General features: G+C 74.5%; 2 protein-coding genes. One reads left to right on the top strand and one right to left on the bottom strand.

Features of this window, described 5'->3' with window-relative positions; genetic code table 11:
- Positions 1-598: DivIVA domain-containing protein (locus EYA84_RS33810; protein WP_236146085.1), on the bottom strand; the 598-nt coding region annotated here is incomplete at its 3' end.
- 144 nt (positions 599-742) lie between these two features.
- On the opposite strand from EYA84_RS33810, the gene EYA84_RS32110 reads away from it, so the two are divergent.
- The coding region (locus tag EYA84_RS32110) for a dihydropteroate synthase (protein ID WP_161595089.1) at positions 743-1,149 on the top strand (407 nt) is incomplete at its 3' end.

The following is a 1,149-nucleotide window of genomic DNA, read 5'->3' as shown; positions in this document are numbered from 1 at the left end:
CGGTAGGGGCGGTCGGCGCGGGGGCGGTCGGCGGCGCATCCTCGGCGGTCGGTCCCGCGAAGGTGGCGGTGCGGGGCGCGGCGGTGCCGGACGTGGCGGCGGTGCCACCGGGTGAGGGGGCGCTCGCCGGAGTGACGGAGATGTCGGACGGTGCCGCAGAGACGGTGACGTCGGAGACGGGCGGGGTGGAGGTGTCGGAGACCGCCGAGCTGGTGTCGGCGGCCGGGCCGGTGGCCAGGCCGGCGGACTGCTCGCGGGCGCGCCGCAGGGCGTCGGCCTCGGCCGTCCGCCCGTCACGCAACGCGGTCACCTCTGCCTCCAGCACCCCGATCAGCTCGGTCTTGTAACCGATGTCGTACGCCGCCCGGCGCAGCGCCTGGTCGACCTGGGCCATTCGATATCCGCGCAACGCGGTGTCGAAACGCACCTCGCTCACATCCGACTCGCGCAGCGGACGGTCACCGGGCAGCGGCACCGCCCGCCCGTCCGCCTCGACCGGCACCAGGCCGGGATCCCGGCCGGTGACCAGCACCGTCACCCCGAACACCACCGCCGCGACGGCGACCGCCACGACCAGCAGGAGCAGAAGCTGACCCATACCACTGATCGTGGCATGTCGACGGCCCCGGAGCGACCCCACCCGGCGCGCCGTACCGGACGATGCCCGTGACCTGGCACCGGATAGCGTCGTGGAGGTCGGCCGGGTGACCCTCCGGCGGCGTGCGGCGATCAAGGAGGCGGCGTGGCCGGGGAGCTGCGGCTCGGTGGACGGACGTTCGGCCCCGACGAGCTGGTGGTGATGGCGATCGTCAACCGCACCCCGGACTCCTTCTTCGACCGGGGCGCGACGTTCGAGGCGGACAGTGCGCTGCGGGCGGTGGCCCGCGCCGTGGACGAGGGCGCGCAGATCGTCGACATCGGCGGAGTGAAGGCGGGGCCGGGTGCCGAGGTGGACGTGGCCGAGGAGATCCGGCGGACGGTGGACACCATCGCCGCCGTCCGGGCCGCCTTCCCGGACGTGGTGATCTCCATCGACACCTGGCGGGCCGAGGTGGCGGTGGAGGCGGTGGCCGCCGGGGCGGACCTGCTCAACGACACCTGGTCGGGTGCGGACCCGGCGCTGGCCCGGGCTGTCTCGGATACACATCT

Origin of the sequence: Verrucosispora sp. SN26_14.1 (assembly GCF_004307965.1) — a bacterium.
In the GTDB taxonomy this organism is placed as follows: Bacteria; Actinomycetota; Actinomycetes; order Mycobacteriales; family Micromonosporaceae; genus Micromonospora.
This window is presented reverse-complemented; position numbering and strand designations above follow the sequence as displayed.